The organism is Pseudomonas fluorescens, assembly GCF_001623525.1.
In the GTDB taxonomy this organism is placed as follows: Bacteria; Pseudomonadota; Gammaproteobacteria; order Pseudomonadales; family Pseudomonadaceae; genus Aquipseudomonas; species Aquipseudomonas fluorescens_Q.
On record NZ_CP015225.1, the window covers coordinates 6,636,554 to 6,656,305 of the forward strand.

Consider the following 19,752-nt stretch of genomic DNA (forward strand, 5'->3'; position numbering starts at 1 on the left):
TCTGGGGCTCCTTCGAGTGGGGCTTTTGCGACATTGTCCTCTGGCTGAGCGGTTCTGTGAATCGCTTCCATCGCAAGGGCCGCCGTTGCTGGCCTACAGCCTTGTCAAGATGCTCATCTTGTTCAATAGGCTGATCAAAAAACGGATAATTCCTACGATTGATCCGGGGTTTTTCGTTCGTCATCGGGGCGTGTTTGGGTGGGGTCGCGTTTGACTGGTAGACTCGCCCGTCGATTTTTCTGGAGTTTGCCGCCGTGATCACTTCTCGTCTCCGTACCCTGCGCGACCATATCCGTTGGGCCGTCAGCCGTTTCCATGGGGAGGATCTGTTTTTCGGCCATGGCACCGACAATGCGTGGGATGAAGCCCGGCAACTGGTGTTGGGCGCATTGCACCTGCCATGGGAAATTGCCGACAGCTACCTGGACTGCCGTCTTGAAGACGAAGAATTGGTTCATGTGCAGCGCCTGCTGCGCCGGCGTATCACAGAGCGTGTGCCAACCGCCTATTTGTTGGGTGAGGCCTGGTTCTGCGGGATGTCGTTCATCGTCGACGAGCGCGTGCTCATTCCGCGCTCGCCCATCGGCGAACTGATCGAAAAGCATTTCGAGCCGTGGCTGGGCCAGGAACCGGCACGAATTCTTGATCTGTGCACCGGTTCCGGCTGCATCGGCATTGCCTGTGCCTATGAGTTCCCGGAGGCCGAGGTGGTGCTGGCCGACCTATCGTTCGAAGCGCTGGAAGTGGCCAACCAGAATATCGAGCGCCATGGCGTCGACGAGCGCGTGTTCACGGTCCAGGGCGATGGCTTCGACGGTCTGCCGGGGCAACGTTTCGACTTGATCGTGTCGAACCCGCCTTACGTCGATGCGGAAGATTTCGCCGACATGCCGCAGGAGTACCAGCACGAACCGGAGCTGGGCCTGGCCTGTGGCGATGATGGCTTGAACCTGGTTCGCCGGATGCTGGCCGAGGCGGCCGATCATCTGACCGAGAAGGGATTATTGATTGTCGAGGTGGGCAACAGCCAGGTGCACGTCGAGGCGTTGTACCCGGAAGTCGATTTCGCCTGGCTCGACTTCGAACGCGGTGGTCATGGCGTGTTCATGCTCAGCGCCGAGCAGTGCCGCCAGCACCAGGGGTTGTTTGCTTCGCGGGTTTGACCCGATCGATGGTGAGCGGCTTTTGTGGCGAGGGAGCTTGCTCCCGCTGGGCTGCGCAGCAGCCCCGAAACCCATGCATTGTGATTTTTCAGGCCAGTCGCATCCGGTGGATTTACGGCTGCTGTGCAGCCGAGCGGGAGCAAGCTCCCTCGCCACAGGAGTGTGTGGGCAGGCCGCTGGCAATCAGTGCCGCGTCGCAATCCAGATCAGCAACCCCGCCTGGAACATGGCGAAGGCCACCAGGCAGGTGATGGTGAAGCGCAGGCCGGCGTCTTCGCGCTTGAACTTGGTGACCTTTTCTTCCTGCTGCTTGAGTTTGACTTCCTGTTCCGCCAGGTTCTGCTCGGCCTGTTGCAGCATCTGCGCCGCTTCGAGGATTTCCACGAACTGCAGCTTCTCGGTGTTCCAATCCCCGAGCAGATCACCAACGTGGGTTGGCTTGACGCTGCCCTTGAGGTGCTGGGCGTCGGCGTAGACCACCTCGAAACCCTGGGCTTTGAGAAAGCGGTCGCGGCGCAGGCGAGTGTCTTCGTTCAGGGCGTCCTTGTTATCCAGGTCGGTGCCGTGCACCTGGTAGGCCGACCAGCGTTTCTTGGCCCAGGTAATGCCCTGGGCCGCCAGGAAACGGCCAATGCCACGGTTGGACGGCTCGACTTGCAGGTTGTCCGGGGAAAAAAACAGGCGTTTCTCGACGTGGTCCGCCCAGACGTCCAAGTGATTCTGTTCCTTGCGCACACGCTGGTTCGGCAATTGGATGCTCATGCGCAGCAGGCTGCGTTCCTTGCTGTGGCGCTCGGCATAGCTGAACTCGACAAACCGCAATGGCCGCGCACCGGTGGCGCGGTCGGTCTTGAGCGGCGCCAGGCGGAGCATTTTGTGATGCTCGGTATGCACGTCGGCCCACGGCAGTTCCACCGCAGACGAGGCGGGGGCTTCGGCAGCGGTGTCGGGGGAAGCTTGAGTTTCAGTCATAACGGCAAAAATCCTGTCCAGGCCGGCGGGTCGGTAGCCATTGCGCTATCCGACACCGGGTTATCGGCTGTTTTTGCCAGTACTGAAGCTAAATCGACTAAAACCGCCTAACGGGCGGCTAACGAGTCAATAAAACGCAAAAGCCGCGTACCCAGCTCGGCCGCCAGGGGCAGGTTGGGATCCTTGTAGGAGGCCAGTTGCCGTTTCACGTCGTTGGGCACGATGCGCATCACGTGGTTCATACCCTCGATCAGCGCCAATTCAGCGTCGGGCTTGGCGGCTTTCAACTGCCTGGCGTCATCGACGCTGACCTGGATATCGTTGCTGCCCTGGATGATCAAGGCAGGCATCTTCAATGTCGCAAAGGCCCGGGCCGGGTCCTGGCGGAACAACGAGATCAGATAGGGCTGTACGCTGGGGCGGAAAATGACCAGCAGTTGTGCCGGCACGTTATCGTCGGGCCGACCGGCCTTGAGGCTGTCGAGCAGCTCGTTGCTGCGCAACATCAGCGGCGGTGGCAAGCGGTTGCTCAATTGTTGACGCAGCACCTGGTCGATCGGCCTGGCGCTGCCAGACAGTGAAATCACCGCCGCCGCGTTGGTCTGGGGCGCGGCGAGGCTGGCGATCAACGCGCCTTCGCTGTGGCCCAGCAGGATCAATGGGCCCAGGCGCGGATCGGCGGCGAGCTTGTGGCTCCAGGCCACGGCATCGGCCACATAGGCCTCGACGCTCAGGTTGCGCTCGTCCGGGGTCGCCGCGAGGCTGGCCGCTACGCCGCGTTTGTCATAGCGCACGCTGGCAATGTTGTGCCTGGCCAGGACCCAGGCCAGGCGCTTGAGGCTGTCGTTGCGTCCACCGTCGGGGTTGTTGCCGTCGCGATCCGTAGGACCCGAACCGGAAATGATCAGGACAACCGGCACCGGCGTGTCGGACTTGGGCAGCAACAACGAGCCGAAAAGCTCACCATTGCCTGTATCGAGGCTGATGGGGCGTTGCAGCACCGTGGCCTGGGCCACGCCGGAAAGCAGGCCGGTGAACAAGGTAAGGCTTAGAGCAAGCAGCTTTAACATCATCACGCCATTAGTTGCGAAGGTGCCGGTTGGACTGGTGGCCGCCGATAAGGTTCGAGGATGAACTACGCGGGGAGCCTGCGTATACTGGCGCCCATTACGAATCCAAGGTTGAGTCTCTCAGCGATTTCACGGAGCACCCTGCATGTCCGGCAATACCTACGGCAAGCTGTTCACTGTCACCACCGCGGGCGAAAGCCATGGCCCGGCGTTGGTCGCCATTGTCGACGGCTGCCCGCCGGGCCTGGAGATTTCCCTGGATGACCTGCAGCGTGACCTGGACCGCCGCAAGCCCGGCACCAGCCGCCACACCACCCAGCGCCAGGAAGCCGATGAAGTCGAAATCCTTTCCGGCGTGTTCGAAGGGCGCACCACCGGCTGCGCCATCGGCCTGTTGATCCGCAACACCGACCAGAAGTCCAAGGACTACTCGGCGATCAAGGATCTGTTCCGCCCGGCCCACGCCGACTACACCTACCATCACAAATACGGCGAGCGCGACTACCGTGGCGGCGGTCGCAGCTCGGCGCGGGAAACCGCCATGCGCGTGGCGGCTGGGGCGATTGCCAAGAAGTACCTGGCCAGCCAGGGCATCGTGATTCGTGGCTACATGAGCCAGTTGGGCCCCATCGAAATCCCGTTCAAGACCTGGGATTCGGTGGAGCAGAACGCCTTCTTCTGCCCCGACCCGGACAAGGTGCCGGAACTCGAGGCCTACATGGACCAACTGCGCCGGGACCAGGATTCGGTCGGCGCGAAGATCACCGTGGTCGCCGAAGGGGTGATGCCGGGCCTGGGCGAGCCGATCTTCGACCGCCTCGACGCCGAGCTGGCCCACGCGCTGATGAGCATCAACGCGGTGAAGGGCGTGGAGATCGGCGCCGGTTTCGCCTGTGTCGCCCAGCGCGGCACCGAGCACCGTGACGAACTGACTCCGGATGGTTTCCTGAGCAACAATGCCGGCGGTATCCTCGGCGGCATTTCCTCGGGCCAGCCAATCGTGGCGCACCTGGCCTTGAAACCGACGTCCAGCATCACCACGCCGGGCCGCTCCATCGACATTCATGGCAACCCGGTGGACGTCATCACCAAGGGCCGTCATGACCCGTGCGTCGGCATCCGTGCCACGCCCATCGCCGAGGCGATGATGGCGATCGTGCTGATGGATCACCTGCTGCGTCATCGCGGCCAGAACGCCGACGTCCGCGTCAGCACCCCGGTGCTAGGGCAACTTTGATGGCCGGCCTGCCAGCCGCCGTGGCCTGACGACCATGGCGGCACTGCCGTACTGGCGGCTCTCCAGTTTCTATCTGTTCTATTTCGCGCTGCTCGGTTCGACGGCGCCGTTCCTGGCGCTGTATTTCGATCACCTGGGGTTCAATGCGGCGCGCATCGGCGAGCTGGTGGCGATTCCCATGCTGATGCGCTGTGTGGCGCCGAATATCTGGGGCTGGCTGGGGGATTACACCGGCCGGCGCCTGGCGATTGTGCGTTTTGGCGCGATCTGCACGCTGCTGGCTTTCTCGCTGATCTTCATCGATAAAAGCTACGCCTGGCTGGCGATGGTCATGGCGCTGCATGCGTTCTTCTGGCACGCGGTGTTGCCGCAGTTCGAAGTCATTACCCTGGCCCATCTGGGCGGGCAGGCCTCGCGCTACAGCCAGATCCGCCTGTGGGGTTCCATCGGTTTCATCATCACCGTGGTGGTGCTCGGCCGCTTGTTCGAATGGCTGAGCCTGGACATCTATCCGGTGGCGCTGGTACTGATCATGGCCGGCATCGTGCTCGCCAGCTTCTGGGTGCCCAATGCCCAGCCATTGCAGGGGCCGCGCATCGCGGGGGAGGGGTTCCTACGGCAACTGCGCAACCCTGGCGTGCTGGCGTTCTATACCTGTGTGGGCCTGATGCAGGTGAGTCACGGGCCGTATTACACCTTCCTGACCTTGCACCTCGAACACCTGGGCTACAGTCGCGGGTTGATCGGCCTGCTCTGGGCCCTCGGCGTGGTGGCGGAAGTTCTGGTCTTCCTGCTGATGAGCCGGATCCTGACGCGGTTTTCCGTGCGCCGGGTGCTGCTGGCGAGCTTCCTGCTGGCGGCGTTGCGCTGGTTGTTGCTGGGCTCGCTGGCCGAGTTTCTCTGGGTATTGTTGTTCGCCCAGGTGCTGCACGCGGCGACCTTCGGCAGCTTTCACGCCGCTGCCATCCATTTCGTGCAACGCAGTTTCGGGCCTCGCCAGCAAGGCCAGGGGCAGGCGCTGTATGCGGCGTTGGCCGGTACGGGCGGGGCCCTGGGCGCATTGTATTCCGGCTATAGCTGGAACGCCTTGGGTGCCAGTTGGACGTTCAGTCTCGCCAGCCTCGCGGCTTTCGCGGCAGCCGTTATCATTGCCACACGTATGCAAGAGGACCGGCCATGAGCCTTCGAACCGTTAATTTGCTGGAGCCTTTGTCATGAGCAGCCTGTCCGTCTATCACGTTTCGAGCCCTGACATCCCGAACAAAGTGTTGACCCACGTCGAGGACATTGCCGCGACCCTGGCTGAACAAGGTATTCACTTCGCCCGTTGGGAAGCGGCGGTGAAAATCCAGCCGGGTGCCAGTGAGGAGGACATCATTGCGGCTTACCAGGCTCAGATCGATGGGTTGATGACTGAGCGGGGTTATGTTGAGGTCGATGTTGTCAGTGTCAGCAGTGATCAGCCGGAACAGGCTGGGGAGCTCGATGAGTATCGCCATAGCCAGGATGAAGTGCGATTTTTCGTTGCTGGTCGTGGCTTGTTTAACCTGCACGTTGGGGATTATGTCTATGCGGTGCTGTGTGAAAGGAGCGACTTGATAACGGTGCCGGCTGGTATGCCGCATTGGTTTGACATGGGGGAGCGGCCGCATTTCGTTACGATTCGTTTGTCTGGTGATTTGCAGGGGTTGGTTGCTGAGGTTACGGGGGATGATATTGCTCGCCGGTTTCCTCGCCTGGAAGACTGACCTGCGTTGGTGGTGCCGTGAGGTTTGTTGGGTGTGTATATCCGTTGCTGCGCAACCGTCAGCAGCCATTACCGAAGAAACGGATATACAGACCAGAACCAAAAGCGGACTCGCCCAAAAGAAGCCCCAAAAAAAACGGCGCTTCCCATTTCTGAAAGAAGCGCCGTTTTTTCAAGCAAGCAGCATCGCGTTTTGCCAGCAGGCTCAAGCGCTATGGTAAGTCGGCAAAGCAAACCGATGCTGGCTCTGCAACAAGGTGATCTGTGGCAACTCGCTAGCCTGTTCGGCCAGGTCACGACGAATCGCGCTGATCGCCCAAGACAACTGATCCCCAGCGTGCAGTTGAGCATAGGAAATCGTGCGTTTGAACAGCTTGCCGTCGCTATTACGCAAGGTCAGCAGAATGCCGCCATCGGGGCGGGGCTGGGTGGTCACTTCGTAGTTGGAAAACAGGGACGCAAACTTTTCTTGAATCATGTTCATAGTTGACTGCTCCATGGTATGGCAAACCGTGGAGGGGAAGTTGCACTGTCTGTGCCAGCATTTGGCTTTATATAAAGTTCTTTAAAAACAAGTAGTTATGTTTTTACTGTGTTTTTGATTTCGTGCATCTTGCATGAATAGCCATCGTGCATCCTGCATTTTGCGTGGTCGGGCAATGATTTTTGGAACCAAATCGTTTTGCGGCGCTCACGCTTCGCCTGTCTCGGGCAGCGGATACAAAACATTGCAAAAACCGCATGTACAGCGCCGCAATCGCCGGCGTACTTTCGAGCCAAATCATCTGCTGCCCATAACAAGAACCGAGACCACGAGGTCGAACGGGGAAGATCACCATGAGTCGTACACCCAGCGACGCGATTACCTGGGGCATGATGCTGCGTAAGCTGCCTGCCATTGCCAAAGCCGTCCCCCGGATCGTCAAAGGCATGAAGCAGGCCAACGTCCAGGACCCGACCCAGCCTTGCGGCCTGGGCTGGTGCTTCGAACAGGCCACGCAACGCAATCCCCAGGGCCCGGCACTGCTGTATGGCGAGACGGTGTTGAGTTATGCACAGGTCAACGCGCAGGCCAATCGCATCGCCCATTACCTGCTGGCCCAAGGCATCGGCAAGGGCGATTGCGTGGCGATATTCATCGAGAACCGGCCGCAGCTGCTGATCAGCGTGCTGGCGATGGCCAAGGTTGGCGCGGTCAGTGCCATGCTCAACACCTCGCAAACCGGCGATGCGCTGGTGCACAGCCTGGCCTTGGTCAACCCGGTCGCGGTGGTGGTCGGGGATGAACGGGGCGCGGCCTTCAACGACATACGAACGCGAACCACTCTGTCGAGCAGCAGGACCTGGTGGCTGGCGGATCAGGACTGCGCCGATACCCCGTCCCATGCACCGTCCGGTTTCATCGACCTGATGGCGGGCAGCGAGGATTACCCAAGCGATAACCCGGCATGCAGCCAACAGGTTTTCTGCAACGACCCGTGTTTTTATCTCTACACCTCGGGTACCACCGGCCTGCCCAAGGCTGGGGTGTTTCGCCATGGTCGCTGGATGCGCACGTCCACCAGCTTCGGCCTGATCGCCTTGGACATGCAGCCCGACGACGTCGTGTATTGCACGTTGCCGCTGTACCACGCCACCGGCCTGTGCGTGTGCTGGGGCGCGGCGATCTGTGGGGCATCGGGGTTCGCGATTCGGCGCAAGTTCAGCGCCAGTCAGTTCTGGAGCGACGTGCGCCGCTACCGGGCGACCACGCTGGGGTATGTCGGTGAGTTGTGCCGCTACCTGATCGACCAGCCTGCCGCTGCCGATGACCGTCACCACGGCGTGAAGAAAATGATCGGCAACGGTCTGCGGCCCGGGGCCTGGTCGACCTTCAAGACCCGGTTTGGCATCGACCATATCTGTGAGCTGTATGCCGCCAGCGACGGCAATATCGGTTTCACCAACATCCTGAATTTCGACAACACCATCGGGTTTTCCCTGATGGGCTGGGAGCTGGTGCAGTACGACCATGCCAGCGGCCTGCCGTTGCGCAACCTGCAAGGTCGCATGCAAAAAGTGCCCAGGGGCCAACCGGGCCTGTTGTTGGCGCGCATCGACGAGAAGGCGCCGCTGGATGGCTACACCGATCAGGCCTTGACCGAAAAAACCATCTGCCGGGATGTCTTTGTCCCGGGCGACCGTTACTTCAATACCGGAGACCTGTTGCGCAACATTGGTTTCGGGCATGGGCAGTTCGTTGATCGCCTCGGCGACACCTATCGCTGGAAAGGCGAAAACGTCTCCACCACGGAAGTCGAAAATGTGCTGCTGCAGCATCCGCAGGTGGCCGAGGCGGTGGCTTATGGCGTGGAGATCAACGGCACCAATGGCCGTGCCGGCATGGCGGCAATCACCCCGTCCGAATCCCTGGCGACCCTGGACTTCAGCGAGTTGTTGCAGTTTTTGCAAGGCAAGCTGCCTGCCTATGCCGTGCCGCTGTTCCTGCGCATCAAGGTGAAAATGGACACCACCGGCACCTTCAAGTACCAGAAGACTCGACTCAAGGCCGAAGCATTCGATCCATGCGTTACCGGGGATGAGCCGGTCTACGCCTGGCTGCCGGGCACCGATACTTACGTGCGGGTGGATCGGCAACTGGCAGTTCGGATTCAGGGCGGACAATTGCGTTATTGATTCTGGCTATGACAGGCACAGTGAAAAAAGGGATGACAGCGCCCGGGTCCCTCGGGAAACTAGCCGCTTTGCGAAGAGCCGAGTGGAGTTTCCCATGTCCGATACAAGCCGCCAGATGACCCCGGAAGAGGCTGCGGAGTTTGCCGAGCAAGTGTTCAACGTCGCACGCCAGGGCGATGCGGCCATGATGGCTGCGTTGCTGAGCAAGGGCCTGCCGCCCAATCTGCGTAACCACAAGGGCGACACCTTGTTGATGCTGGCCGCTTACCATGGGCATGTGGAAACGGTGAAAGTGTTGCTGGAGCACAAGGCCGATCCGGAAATCCGCAACGACAACGGCCAGAGCCCGATTGCCGGTGCGGCGTTCAAGGGCGACCTGGCCGTGGTTTCGGCGTTGGTGGATGGCGGCGCGCAAGTGGAAGGTGCCTCCTTCGATGGTCGTACTGCGCTGATGATGGCGGCGATGTTCAACCGCGTGGAAATCGTCGACTACCTGATCGGCAAAGGCGCCGACCCGAAAGCCAAGGATGCCAACGGCGTCTCGGCTCTGGATGCCGCCAGGACCATGGGCGCGGTGGACACCACGGCGCAGTTGGAAAAGATGTTGGGCTGAAAGGTCCGAGCAGATCCCGACGGCTTTTGTGGCGAGGGAGCTTGCTCCCGCTGGGCTGCGCAGCAGCCCAAAATCCAGCCACCGCAACCTGTCAGGTTTACCGCTGTTTGGCGGGTTTACGACTGCTTCGCAGCCGAGCGGGAGCAAGCTCCCTCGCCACGCCTGACTCGACCGATGTGATGCGCTATCCTGCCCGCCCTCAAGACACCCTTCGCCACAGGATCCACCCCATGAAAGCCGCACTCGTCGAACTCATCAGCAAAATCAGCTCCGGCTGCCTCGGCGAGGCGGACATTGCGAAAATCGCTGACGAAGCGGCCCAGGCCTACGCCGATCCGACGGCTTTCCTGGGGGCCAACCCCGATATCAACTACGACGACACGTTCCCGATCCCGTTGGGTGAGTGGGTAGTGGTGGGCAGCCTGCCGGACACCGTGCTGTTCCAGGCCGACACCTACGTGGACCTGTTCGAACAGATCGTCGCCTCGTTCGGCCCCGGCGTGGCGTTCAACCTCAAGCCCAAGCAGCTGGCGAAAACCGAAGCCCTGACGGCGCTCAACCGCATCCAGATCCAGATGAGCAGCCTGAACAAGGAAAACGGCGGCTACGTGCTGATGAACTTCAGCCAATTGCTCGACGATGAATTGCAAATGGTGTTGGTGTACGGCAACGATGTACCGCGTGTGCTGGAACTGTGTGCTGAAGTCGGCATCGCCGCGGCGCCCTCCCTGGAAGCCCTCAAGGTCGCGGTCCACGTCTGAAGCAATAAAACGGAACCCTTGCCAGGGGCCCGCTATCCTAAGTGTGCACATCACCATTTGGGAGCGACACCATGGGTTCCACTTTCAACGGCCTGGTCGGCCTGATCATCCTGGCGCTCGATATCTGGGCGATTATCAACGTACTCAAGAGTGGCGCGGAAACCGGGATGAAAATCCTCTGGGTGTTGCTGATCCTGCTGTTGCCGGTACTGGGCCTGATCATCTGGGCGATTGCCGGGCCGCGTGGCAACGTGCGGATTTGACACGCTCCACCAAAAAGCCCGGGCGCTGACGGCGACCGGGCTTTTTTATGCGTGGGGTATTCAGGCCGTAGCCAGGGACCGCTTGCGCGAGGTGCTCAAGAAGCGCAGCAAGGCCAACAGCGGGAAGGCACTGCCGACGATCACCACCCACAACCAGCCGCCGTGTTCGTACACCGCACTGGCAATCGATGAGCCGAAGGCGCCACCGACGAAGATGCTGGTCATGTACAGCGCATTCAGCCGGCTGCGACTCTTGGCATCGAGGGCATAGATGGTGCGCTGGCCCAGGACCAGGTTCATCTGCACACAGAAATCCAGGACCACGCCGGTCACCGCCAGGCCGATCACGCTGTAGAACGGATGGATGAATGTCGGCAGGAAACTCAGGCTGGCGAACAGCATCGCCAGCAGCGAGGCGATGCGGGTATGGCCGGCATCCGCCAGGCGACCGGCGATGGGCGCGGCAATGGCGCCAATGGCACCGACCAGGGCGAACAAGGCGATTTCAGTCTGGGACAGGCCATGGTTGCGTGACAGTTCCAGCGGCACGGCGGTCCAGAACAGACTGAACGTGGCAAACATGCAGGCCTGGTAGAACGCCCGTTGCCGCAACAGCGGTTGTTGGCGCAGCAGGGTGCCGAGCGAACCCAGCAGTTGGCCATAAGAGGCGCTGTGGTCGGGCTGGCGCTTGGGCACGGTCAGTGCCAGGACGATGCTGATGGCGGCCATCAACGCGGCGGCGATGATGAACATGGCCCGCCAGCCGAAGTGATCGGCCACGATGCTGGAGACCGGCCGCGCCAGCAGGATTCCCAGCAGCAGGCCACCCATGATCCCACCCACGACCCGACCCCGGGTCTGCTCCGGCGCCAGGTGTGCGGCCAGCGGAATCAGGACTTGCACCGACACCGAGCTGAACCCTACCAACAGCGAAACCAGCAGGAATACGTTCGGTTGATCGGTGAACGCTGCCCCTAACAAACTGGCGATCGCCACCACGGTAGTGATGATCATCAGCCGACGGTTTTCCAGCAAGTCCCCCAGTGGCACCAGGAAAAACAGGCCCAAGGCATAACCGATCTGGGTCAGCGAGACGATCAGGCTGGCCATGGTGCTGCTCAAGCCGACGTCGGGTGCGATCAGTTCGATGATGGGTTGGGCGTAGTAGATGTTGGCGACGATGGCGCCGCAGCAGAAGGCGAAGAGCAGGACCATGCCGCGGGTCAGGGGGCTGCCGGGCGAGGTAGGTGAATGAGCACTCATGGCAATCTCATCGATCAATTGAAAGGATGGCGTGAGGCTAAAGTGTTCCCGGATGTTGCGACAGGCTTTGTGGTTGATAGCGGTCATGCTTGCCGTTAATGGTTGCAGCGAGCGCCTTGTTTGGAGCGGAGGCAGGGTGGCCTTTGTGGCGAGGGAGCTTGCTCCCGCTGGGCTGCGTAGCAGCCCCTTGGGCCGGCCATCGAGGTGTTTCAGGCCGACCGCATTCTGCTTTATTGGGTCTGCTTCGCAGCCCAGCGGGAGCAAGCTCCCTCGCCACAGGGGATCTGCAGCGTTTTATTGCCCGCTGTAGACCTGGTCGAAAATCCCACCGTCATTGAAGTGAGTCTTCTGCACCGTGCGCCAGTCGCCGAAGGTTTTTTCCACCGACAGGAAGTCCACTTTCGGGAAGCGGTCGGTGTATTTGGCCAGTACCGCCGCGTCCCGTGGGCGCAGATAGTTGGCGGCAGCGATTTCCTGGCCTTCGGGCGACCACAGGTACTTGAGGTAGGCTTCGGCGGCTTCGCGGGAGCCTTTTTTCTCGACAACCTTGTCGACCACGCTGACCGGTGGCTCGGCCTCGGCGGAAACGCTCGGGTAGATCACTTCGAACTGGTCGCGGCCGAATTCGCGGGCAATCATTTCCGCTTCGTTTTCAAAGGTCACCAGCACGTCGCCGATCTGGTTGGTCATGAAAGTGGTCGTCGCGGCGCGGCCGCCGGTGTCCAGTACCGGCGCCTGCTTGAACAGTTTGCCGACGAAGGCCTTGGCCTTGTTCTCGTCACCGCCATTTTTCAGCACGTACCCCCAGGCCGACAGGTAGGTGTAGCGACCGTTGCCGGAGGTTTTCGGGTTGGGCACGATCACCTGCACACCGTCCTTGAGCAGGTCGGGCCAGTCTTTCAAGGCTTTCGGGTTGCCTTTGCGCACGATGAACACCGTGGCCGAGGTGAACGGCGCGCTGTTGTTCGGCAGGCGGGTGGCCCAGTTCTCGGGCACCAGTTTGCCGTTGTCCGCCAGCGCATTGATGTCTGTGGCCATGTTCATGGTGATGACATCCGCTGGCAGCCCGTCGATCACCGAGCGCGCCTGCTTGCTGGAGCCGCCGAACGACATCTGCACGGTGATGTTTTCGTTGTGCTCGGCCTGCCAGTGCTTCTGGAAAGCGGTGTTGTAGTCCTTGTAGAAATCGCGCATCACGTCGTAGGAAACGTTGAGCAGGGTCGGGGCGGCGTGGGCCAGGCTGCCAAAAGTCAGGCCGGCGGCGAGAAGGGAGGCGCCAAAGAAGTTCTTCACTGCGAATTCCTTTTTATCAACGGGGGTTCCGGGCAATTAGCCAGCACACTAGCTGCAAGCCTATAGACCTTCAAGCATCAAAAAGTGCTTTGCTTATTCCAATTTCTTAAACAGCGCATTGCCACAACGGGAGCAGAAAGCGGCACCGTGTTCGTGGTTGTTTTTGCTGCACACCGGGCAATCGTGCTTGAGCTGGTCCCCGCGCATGGCGGTGGCCAGTTCAGCCGTGAAAATACCCGTCGGCACAGCGATGATCGAATAGCCGGTAATCATTACCAGGGATGACACCACCTGGCCCAGCGGCGTCTTGGGCACGATGTCGCCGAAGCCCACAGTGGTGAGTGTCACGATAGCCCAATAGATGCCCTTGGGAATGCTGGTAAAGCCATGCTCGGGGCCTTCGATGACGTACATCAGCGTGCCGAAGACGGTCACCAGGGTTGAGACGCTGACCAGGAACACGATGATTTTCTGCTTGCTCCCCCGCAGCGCCGCCATCAGGTAGTTGGCTTGCTTGAGGTAAGGACTGAGCTTGAGCACGCGGAAAATCCGTAGCATGCGGATGATCCGAATGATCAGCAGGTATTGGGCATCGCTGTAGTACAGCGCCAGGATCCCCGGCACGATCGCCAGCAGGTCCACCAGCCCGTAGAAACTGAAGGCATAGCGTAGCGGCTTGGGCGAGCAGTACAGGCGCAGGCCGTACTCGACGATGAAGACGAAGGTGAAGCCCCACTCGATACCGGCCAGCAGGGCCGCGTAGTTTTTATGCACGCTGTCGATGCTGTCGAGCATCACGATCACCAGGCTGGCGAGGATGATCAACAGCAGGGTGCTATCGAAGCGCCGACCGGCGACGGTGTCGGACTGGAAAATGATCACGTAGAGGCGTTCGCGCCAGTTGTTGCTGCTTTGCATAATCGTCGCCTGAACCGGAATCAGCGAAGCCTAGGGCGATTGCCCTGCAGAGCGCAAGGCGTGCTGTCGAGGCTGGCCTGGCGCCACGCCCGGCCGGTGGCCTGGATCAACCAGCACGCGAGGATGAACGGTGCCGTCAGGGGAGGCAGGCCGAGGGCGATAAAACCAGGGGTAAGCATGACCGCCAGGAGAATGCCCGCCAGTGGCAGCCAGGTTTGGCGGCGCTGTTGGCTGAGGGCCAGCGCCACCAACACCGGGTTGTAGCCACCCAGCCCGCAAAGAGCGGTTGCGTTTTCATGTTGCGACAAGGTAAAGGCCAGGCCGGCGGCGGAACCGAACAATGCCCAAGCGCCTGCGCACCGGTTGGCCAGCAGCAGACCGGCGGCGATCAGCGCCCCGGCCGCTGGATGACCGAGAAACATGACCTGGCCCAGTCCGCTCAAATGCGCGGCAAGCAGGTTGGGTACTGTCATTTCAATCGAGGTGGTTGAGGGCGGCGGCAGGGTGAAACTCATCAGCAGCCAAGCCAACCCTACAAAAGGCGCAGTGTAGGCGGGCAGGCATCGAGGGCCTCGGCTGCGCTTGAGCCACTGCTGGGTCAACATTGCGCTGAGACCGCCTGCGGCGATGATCAACGGCGGCAACAGGACGGACCAGGGCAACGCGAGGCTCAGCAGCAAGCCCAGCAGGATGCCGTTGTAACTGAACAGCCCGGCTTGCCGGTCGACCTTGGCGTAACCGCGTCGCTGGGCCGTGAGCAACCCGGCGACCCCGCCCAGTAACGCGCCGCCGAACAGGGCCGGCGCAGTGAGCAGGATCGCCAGCAGGCACAGCAGGCCGCACAACGGATGGCGTTGGAGGAAGACTTGGCTGAAGCCGTTGAGCAGGGCGGTGGCCCAGTCGGGGCAGTGGGTGTTGGAGAAATGGTTGGGCATGATGGATCGCAGATAAGAGAGCACTGTGGCGAGGGAGCTTGCTCCCGCTCGATTGCGTCGCAACCGTCAAAAAGAGGGGCCGCTGCGCAGCCCAGCGGGAGCAAGCTCCCTCGCCACAGAAAATTAGATCAACGTCTCGATGCGCAGTGAATTGGTCGACCCTGGCTGCCCGAACGGCACGCCCGCCGTGATCAGCAGGGTATCGCCGCGCTGGGCCATACCTTGGGCCTGGGCGATTTCCAGGGCGGTGGAACAGACTTCATCCACTTGCTTCAATCGATCGTTGACCACCGAATGCACGCCCCAGGCCACCGTCAGACGGCGGGTGGCCTGCAGGTTTGGCGTGAGGTTGAGGATCGGCACCGTCGGCCGTTCCCGCGCCGCCCGTAGACTGGAACTGCCCGATTCGCTGTAGTTCACCAGCACCGCCACCGGCAGCACGTTACTGATACGGCGGATCGCGCAACTGATCGCGTCCGACACCGTGGCTTCGGCTTTCGGCCGGCTGACGTCCAATTGCGCCTGATAGTCGGGGCCGTTTTCCACTTGGCGGATGATCTTGCTCATCATCTGCACGGCTTCGAGGGGGTAATCCCCTGAAGCGGTTTCCGCCGACAGCATCACGGCGTCGGCCCCCTCGGCCACGGCGTTGGCCACGTCGGTGACTTCGGCGCGGGTGGGCGCCGGGGAGAAACGCATCGACTCGAGCATCTGGGTCGCCACCACTACCGGTTTGCCGAGGGCGCGACAGGTGCCGATGATGTTTTTCTGGATCTGCGGCACGCTCTCGGCCGGGACTTCGACACCCAGGTCACCACGAGCAACCATGATCGCGTCACTCAATTCGGCGATTTCCCGCAGTTGGGTCACCGCCGACGGTTTCTCGATCTTCGCCATCAGGAACGCCTTGTCGCCGATCAGCGCCCGGGCCTCGCGGATGTCCTCGGGGCGTTGGACGAACGACAATGCCACCCAGTCCACGCCCAGCTCCAGGCCGAAACTCAAGTCGCGCCGGTCCTTGGCGGTCAATGGGCTCAGGTCGAGCACGGCCTGGGGCACGTTCACGCCTTTGCGGTCCGACAGCTCGCCGCCGTTGAGCACCTCGGTGTCGATGGCATCGCTGTGCCTGGCGGTCACGCGCAGGCGCAACTTGCCGTCGTCCAGCAGCAGGTCCATGCCCGGCTCCAGGGCTGCGATGATCTCCGGATGGGGCAGGTTGACCCGGCGTTGATCGCCGGGCGTCGGGTCCAGGTCCAGACGCAGGGCCCGGCCGCGTTGCAACAGGACCTTGCCGTCGGCGAATCGGCCGACCCGCAGCTTCGGGCCTTGCAGGTCCATCAGGATACCCAGCGGGTAATTGAGCTGCCGCTCGACCTCGCGAATCCACTGGTAGCGCTGGACGTGGTCGGCATGCTCGCCGTGGCTGAAGTTCAGGCGGAAGATGTTCACGCCGGCCTGTACCAGGGCGCGGATGTCATCGATGCCGCGGGTGGCGGGGCCGAGGGTCGCGAGGATCTTGACCTTTTTATCAGGCGTCATGTTTGGGGTTCTCGAGGATCAGGATGGCGCGAAAGTCGTTGACGTTGGTGCGGGTTGGTTCGGTGACGATCAGCGCATCCAGGGCGGCGAAGTAACCGTAGCCATTGTTGTTGTCCAACTCGTCGCTGGCGCACAGGCCCAGTTCGGCAGCGCGGCGATAACTGTCCGGGGTCATGAGGGCGCCGGCGTTGTCTTCGGAACCGTCGATGCCGTCGGTGTCGCCGGCCAGCGCATAGATGCCCGGATGCCCCTTGAGGCTGTCGGTCAGGCTCAGCAGGAATTCTGCATTGCGTCCGCCACGACCGTCGCCGCGCACGGTGACGGTGGTTTCGCCACCGGAGAGGATCACGCACGGTGCTGCCAGCGGCTGGCCGTGCAGGGCGATTTGCCGGGCAATGCCGGCGTGGACTTTCGCCACCTCCCGGGATTCGCCTTCCAGGTCGCCGAGGATCAACGGGCTGAAACCGGCCTGGCGCGCCTTTACCGCGGCGGCTTCCAGGGATTGCTGGGGACGGGCGATCAATTGGAAGTGGTTGCGGGCCAGGCTCGGGTCGCCGGGCTTGACGGTTTCCGACGCTGGATTGTGCAGCCAGTCGCGTACCGACGCCGGCACATCGATGTGGTAGCGCTGGAGAATCGCCAGGGCTTCGGCCGAGGTGCTGGGGTCGGCCACGGTGGGGCCGGAGGCGATGACCGTGGCCAGGTCACCCGGCACATCGGAAATCGCGTAGGTGTATACCGTCGCCGGCCAGCAGGCCTTGCCCAGGCGCCCGCCCTTGATCGCCGAGAGGTGCTTGCGCACGCAATTCATCTCGCCGATGGTCGCCCCGGATTTGAGCAGTGCTTTGTTGATCGATTGCTTGTCGGCCAGGGTGATGCCTTCGGCGGGCAGGGCCAGCAGGGCAGAACCGCCGCCGGACAAGAGGAAGATCACCCGGTCGTCTTCGCTGAGATTGCTCACCAGCCCCAGGACTCGCTGGGCCACGGCCAAGCCGGCGGCGTCAGGCACCGGGTGGGCGGCTTCCACTACTTCGATTTTCTGGCAGGGCGCGCCATGGCCGTAGCGGGTCACCACCAGGCCGGACACGTCACCCTGCCAGCAGCGCTCGACCACTTGCGCCATGGCCGCCGCGGCCTTGCCGGCACCGATGACGATCACCCGGCCGCTGCGATCGCCGGGCAGGTAGTGCTCAAGGACGTGGTGCGGATGGGCCGCATCGATGGCTGTGGCAAACAGCTCGCGCAGCAGTTGTTGCGGATCGACCGACATGGCGGGCTCCCGGTTTTTATTATTGGCTGAAGCGACTCGGTTATCTGTGGGAGCGAGCAAGCTCGCTCCCACAAGGGGAATGCAGGGCTTATTTGTCGCGAATGGAGAAATTGGCCATATGCTCCAACCCCTTGATCAGCGCCGAGTGATCCCAGTTGCTGCCGCCAATGGCCGCGCAGGTGCTGAACACTTGTTGGGCGTTGGCGGTATTGGGCAGGTTGATGTTCAGTTCCTTGGCGCCTTGCAGGGCCAGGTTCAGGTCCTTCTGGTGCAGGCTGATGCGGAAGCCCGGGTCGAAGGTGCCCTTGATCATGCGTTCGCCGTGCACTTCGAGGATCTTCGATGACGCGAAACCGCCCATCAGCGCTTCACGGACCTTGGCCGGGTCGGCACCGTTTTTTGCGGCGAACAGCAACGCTTCGGCCACCGCCTGGATGTTCAGGGCGACGATGATCTGGTTCGCCACTTTGGCGGTCTGGCCATCGCCGTTGCCGCCCACCAGAGTGATGTTCTTGCCCATGGCCTGGAAGAGTGGCAGGGCGCGCTCGAAGGCGGCGCTGTCGCCACCGACCATGATGCTCAGGGTCGCAGCCTTGGCACCGACTTCACCACCGGAGACCGGGGCATCGAGGTACTGCGCGCCTTTTTCATTGATCTTCGCCGCGAACGCCTTGGTGGCGGTGGGGGAGATCGAACTCATGTCGATCACCACCTTGCCCGCGCCCACGCCCGCCGCCACGCCGTCGGTGCGGAACAGCACGTCGTCGACCTGCGGGGTGTCCGGGACCATGACGATGATGAACTCGGCTTCCTGGGCCACTTCCTTCGGGTTGGCCAAAGCCACCGCGCCACCGGCCAGCAGGTCGGCCGGGGCCGCGTCGTGGTGCTGGGACAGGAACAGGTTGTGCCCGGCCTTTTGCAGGTTCAGGGCCATGGGGTGGCCCATGATGCCGGTGCCGATGAATCCGATTTTAGCCATGGAAAAATCCTCTTGTTGTTAGATGTCCCGGTGTCTCTGGGTTCGGTGTCCCTGTGGCGAGGGAGCTTGCTCCCGCTGGGTCGCGAAGCGGCCCCAGAAATCGTGCCGGGTGAAATCATGCGTCTGCTTCGCAGCCGAGCGGGAGCAAGCTCCCTCGCCACAAAAGCTCGCGCGGGATCAGATCGCGTTATGGGTTTTCAGCCAGCCCAGGCCGGCTTCGGTGGTGGTCAGCGGCTTGTATTCACAGCCGACCCAACCCTGGTAGCCGATGCGGTCCAGGTGTTCGAACAGGAAGCGGTAGTTGATCTCGCCTGTACCCGGCTCGTTGCGCCCCGGGTTGTCCGCCAGCTGCACATGGTTGATCTCGCCCAGGTGCGCCGACAGGGTTCGGGCCAGGTCACCTTCCATGATCTGCATGTGGTAGATGTCGTATTGCAGGAACAGGTTCGCGCTGCCTACCTGCTCGCGAATCGACAGGGCCTGGGCGGTGTTGTTCAGGTAGAAGCCAGGAATGTCACGGGTGTTGATGGCTTCCATCACCAGCTTGATGCCTTTGGCCTGCAACTTTTCGGCGGCGTATTTCAGGTTGGCGACGAAGGTTTTCTCCACCAGGGTTTCACTGCAGTTCTGCGGACGAATCCCCGACAGGCAGTTGACCTGGGTGTTGCCCAGCACCTGGGCATAGGCGATGGCCAGGTCGACACCGGCGCGGAATTCCTCGACCCTGTCCGGCAGGCAGGCAATGCCGCGCTCGCCCTTGGCCCAGTCACCGGCCGGCAGGTTGAACAGCACTTGGGTCAGGCCGTGGGCGTCGAGCAAGGCCTTGAGTTCGGCGGAGCTGTAGTCATAGGGGAACAGGTATTCGACGCCACTGAACCCGGCCTTGGCGGCGGCTTCGAAACGGGCGAGGAAATCCTGCTCGGTGAACAGCATGGACAGGTTGGCGGCGAAACGCGGCATGACAGTCTCCTATGGACGAGTAGAGGCCCCTTGTGGCGAGGGAGCTTGCTCCCGCTCGAGTGCGAAGCCCTCAAAAAAGGGGCTGCTGCGCAG

General features: G+C 61.8%; 19 protein-coding genes. 8 read left to right on the forward strand and 11 right to left on the reverse strand.

The window, feature by feature from the left end; all coding sequences use genetic code 11:
- Positions 1–254: 254 nt before the first annotated feature.
- Positions 255–1,163: a 50S ribosomal protein L3 N(5)-glutamine methyltransferase gene (gene prmB, locus TK06_RS28990; RefSeq protein WP_003204491.1), complete on the forward strand. Its 909-nt coding sequence runs from the start codon at positions 255–257 to the stop codon at positions 1,161–1,163.
- A 183-nt stretch (positions 1,164–1,346) separates the two neighbouring features.
- Here prmB and TK06_RS28995 read toward each other — a convergent pair whose 3' ends face one another.
- On the reverse strand, positions 1,347–2,135 hold the full coding sequence (locus TK06_RS28995; protein ID WP_063324822.1) for a hypothetical protein: 789 nt from the start codon (positions 2,133–2,135) through the stop codon (positions 1,347–1,349).
- Positions 2,136–2,242: 107 nt separating this feature from the next.
- Positions 2,243–3,208 carry an alpha/beta hydrolase gene (locus TK06_RS29000; RefSeq protein ID WP_063324823.1) on the reverse strand — a complete coding sequence of 322 codons (966 nt, stop codon included), beginning with the start codon at positions 3,206–3,208 and terminating at the stop codon, positions 2,243–2,245.
- 142 nt (positions 3,209–3,350) lie between these two features.
- Between TK06_RS29000 and aroC the strand changes: the two genes are divergently transcribed.
- Genes aroC through TK06_RS29015 form a run of 3 tightly spaced genes read left to right on the forward strand, consistent with a single transcriptional unit; the run spans position 3,351 to position 6,190 of the window.
- Positions 3,351–4,442: a chorismate synthase gene (aroC, locus tag TK06_RS29005; protein ID WP_060741135.1), complete on the forward strand. Its 1,092-nt coding sequence runs from the start codon at positions 3,351–3,353 to the stop codon at positions 4,440–4,442.
- A 34-nt stretch (positions 4,443–4,476) separates the two neighbouring features.
- Positions 4,477–5,622, forward strand: coding sequence for an MFS transporter (locus TK06_RS29010; protein WP_063324824.1), 1,146 nt, complete (start codon positions 4,477–4,479; stop codon positions 5,620–5,622).
- Positions 5,623–5,656: 34 nt separating this feature from the next.
- Positions 5,657–6,190 (forward strand): acireductone dioxygenase, encoded by a 534-nt coding sequence (locus TK06_RS29015; protein ID WP_063324825.1) that lies wholly within the window; start codon positions 5,657–5,659, stop codon positions 6,188–6,190.
- 204 nt (positions 6,191–6,394) lie between these two features.
- On the opposite strand, the gene TK06_RS29020 is transcribed toward TK06_RS29015, so the two are convergent.
- The gene (locus TK06_RS29020; protein WP_003204481.1) at positions 6,395–6,673 is read right to left on the reverse strand and encodes a DUF3509 domain-containing protein; all 279 of its coding nucleotides are present in this window, start codon (positions 6,671–6,673) and stop codon (positions 6,395–6,397) included.
- Positions 6,674–7,026: 353 nt separating this feature from the next.
- On the opposite strand from TK06_RS29020, the gene TK06_RS29025 reads away from it, so the two are divergent.
- From TK06_RS29025 to TK06_RS29040, 4 genes are all read left to right on the forward strand, one after another.
- Positions 7,027–8,865, forward strand: coding sequence for a long-chain-acyl-CoA synthetase (locus TK06_RS29025; protein ID WP_063324826.1), 1,839 nt, complete (start codon positions 7,027–7,029; stop codon positions 8,863–8,865).
- A gap of 94 nt (positions 8,866–8,959) precedes the next feature.
- Positions 8,960–9,478, forward strand: a complete 519-nt coding sequence (locus TK06_RS29030) for an ankyrin repeat domain-containing protein (RefSeq protein ID WP_060741139.1) — start codon at positions 8,960–8,962, stop codon at positions 9,476–9,478.
- Positions 9,479–9,708: 230 nt separating this feature from the next.
- A complete protein-coding gene (locus TK06_RS29035) occupies positions 9,709–10,239 on the forward strand; it encodes a hypothetical protein (RefSeq protein WP_063324827.1) in 531 nt (176 codons plus the stop codon).
- Between the two features lie 71 nt (positions 10,240–10,310).
- Positions 10,311–10,502 carry a PLDc N-terminal domain-containing protein gene (locus TK06_RS29040; protein ID WP_003204476.1) on the forward strand — a complete coding sequence of 64 codons (192 nt, stop codon included), beginning with the start codon at positions 10,311–10,313 and terminating at the stop codon, positions 10,500–10,502.
- A 60-nt stretch (positions 10,503–10,562) separates the two neighbouring features.
- Here TK06_RS29040 and TK06_RS29045 read toward each other — a convergent pair whose 3' ends face one another.
- The 8 genes from TK06_RS29045 to hyi all read right to left on the reverse strand — a co-directional run bounded on the left by TK06_RS29045 (position 10,563) and on the right by hyi (position 19,659).
- Entirely contained in the window at positions 10,563–11,765 is a 1,203-nt protein-coding gene (locus TK06_RS29045) for an MFS transporter (RefSeq protein WP_063325244.1), read from the reverse strand.
- 294 nt (positions 11,766–12,059) lie between these two features.
- On the reverse strand, positions 12,060–13,058 hold the full coding sequence (locus TK06_RS29050) for a sulfate ABC transporter substrate-binding protein (RefSeq protein WP_063324828.1): 999 nt from the start codon (positions 13,056–13,058) through the stop codon (positions 12,060–12,062).
- Positions 13,059–13,151: 93 nt separating this feature from the next.
- On the reverse strand, positions 13,152–13,976 hold the full coding sequence (locus TK06_RS29055) for an ion transporter (RefSeq protein WP_063324829.1): 825 nt from the start codon (positions 13,974–13,976) through the stop codon (positions 13,152–13,154).
- Positions 13,977–13,996: 20 nt separating this feature from the next.
- A complete protein-coding gene (locus TK06_RS29060; protein WP_063324830.1) occupies positions 13,997–14,911 on the reverse strand; it encodes an urea transporter in 915 nt (304 codons plus the stop codon).
- 123 nt (positions 14,912–15,034) lie between these two features.
- Positions 15,035–16,450 carry a pyruvate kinase gene (gene pyk / locus TK06_RS29065; RefSeq protein WP_063324831.1) on the reverse strand — a complete coding sequence of 472 codons (1,416 nt, stop codon included), beginning with the start codon at positions 16,448–16,450 and terminating at the stop codon, positions 15,035–15,037.
- Positions 16,440–17,720 (reverse strand): glycerate kinase type-2 family protein, encoded by a 1,281-nt coding sequence (locus tag TK06_RS29070; protein WP_063324832.1) that lies wholly within the window; start codon positions 17,718–17,720, stop codon positions 16,440–16,442. The genes pyk and TK06_RS29070 overlap by 11 nt, the downstream gene beginning before the upstream one ends.
- Positions 17,721–17,808: 88 nt before the next feature.
- Positions 17,809–18,699 (reverse strand): 2-hydroxy-3-oxopropionate reductase, encoded by an 891-nt coding sequence (locus TK06_RS29075; RefSeq protein ID WP_063324833.1) that lies wholly within the window; start codon positions 18,697–18,699, stop codon positions 17,809–17,811.
- A gap of 177 nt (positions 18,700–18,876) precedes the next feature.
- On the reverse strand, positions 18,877–19,659 hold the full coding sequence (hyi, locus tag TK06_RS29080; protein WP_063324834.1) for a hydroxypyruvate isomerase: 783 nt from the start codon (positions 19,657–19,659) through the stop codon (positions 18,877–18,879).
- Positions 19,660–19,752: the final 93 nt, after the last annotated feature.